Source organism: Bacillus sp. LR--39 (assembly GCF_053613335.1).
Genome location: NZ_JBSIOT010000250.1, coordinates 1 through 1,202 on the forward strand (window position 1 = coordinate 1; position 1,202 = coordinate 1,202).

A 1,202-nucleotide genomic window follows, 5' to 3' on the forward strand; every position below is an offset into this window, starting at 1 on the left:
GGAATCGCGCCATTCAACTTCCCGATGATGGTTCCTTGCTGGATGTTCCCGATGGCGATCGCGCTCGGCAACACATTTATTTTAAAGCCATCTGAGCGGACTCCGCTGTTAACAGAGAAATTGGTTGAGCTTTTTGAAAAAGCGGGCCTTCCGAAAGGGGTGTTCAACGTCGTATACGGTGCGCATGACGTTGTGAACGGCATCCTCGAGCATCCCGAAATTAAAGCGATTTCATTTGTAGGCTCCAAGCCAGTAGGCGAATACGTCTACAAAAAAGGAAGCGAAAACTTAAAACGCGTTCAATCTCTGACTGGCGCGAAAAACCATACGATTGTCTTGAACGATGCGAATCTTGAAGACACGGTTACAAACATCGTTGGAGCTGCCTTCGGTTCTGCCGGTGAACGCTGCATGGCTTGTGCGGTTGTGACAGTTGAAGAAGGAATCGCCGATGAATTTATGGCGAAGCTGCAGGAAAAAGTGGCGGACATTAAAATCGGTAACGGCCTTGATGACGGCGTGTTCTTAGGACCGGTGATTCGCGAAGACAACAAGAAGCGCACGCTCAGCTATATCGAAAAAGGTCTTGAAGAAGGTGCCAGACTCGTATGTGACGGACGTGAAAATGTGTCTGACGACGGCTACTTTGTCGGCCCGACGATCTTTGACAATGTCACAACAGAAATGACGATCTGGAAAGATGAAATTTTCGCTCCGGTCTTATCTGTCATCCGTGTGAAAAACCTGAAAGAAGCGATTGAAATCGCCAATAAGTCTGAGTTTGCGAACGGCGCCTGCTTGTTCACATCCAACTCAAACGCAATCCGCTACTTCCGTGAAAACATTGATGCGGGAATGCTAGGCATCAACCTTGGTGTGCCGGCTCCAATGGCGTTCTTCCCATTCTCAGGCTGGAAATCTTCATTCTTTGGAACGCTGCATGCGAACGGAAAAGACAGCGTCGACTTCTATACACGTAAAAAAGTGGTGACGGCAAGATATCCGGCACCTGATTTCAACTAAACGACGAACAGCCGAACGGCGTCCATGTGCGCTGTTCGGACTCATTCTGCCAATAGAAAGAGGAGGGCTTCTCTATGAGTTATTTGTTGCGTAAGCCGCAGTCGCATGAAGTGTCTAATGGGGTCAAACTCGTGCACGAAGTAACGACATCCAACTCTGATCTCACTTATGTAGAGTTT

At 48.3% G+C, this 1,202-nt stretch carries 1 protein-coding gene and 1 pseudogene; both read left to right on the plus strand.

The features are described 5' to 3' along the window. On the plus strand, nt 1-1,023 hold a 1,023-nt coding region (gene iolA / locus ACWHAR_RS22235; RefSeq protein ID WP_452087851.1), incomplete at its 5' end, for a methylmalonate-semialdehyde dehydrogenase. Nucleotides 1,024-1,097: 74 nt separating this feature from the next. Then, nucleotides 1,098-1,202 (plus strand): annotated as a pseudogene (locus ACWHAR_RS22240) (5-deoxy-glucuronate isomerase); the annotation flags it as partial.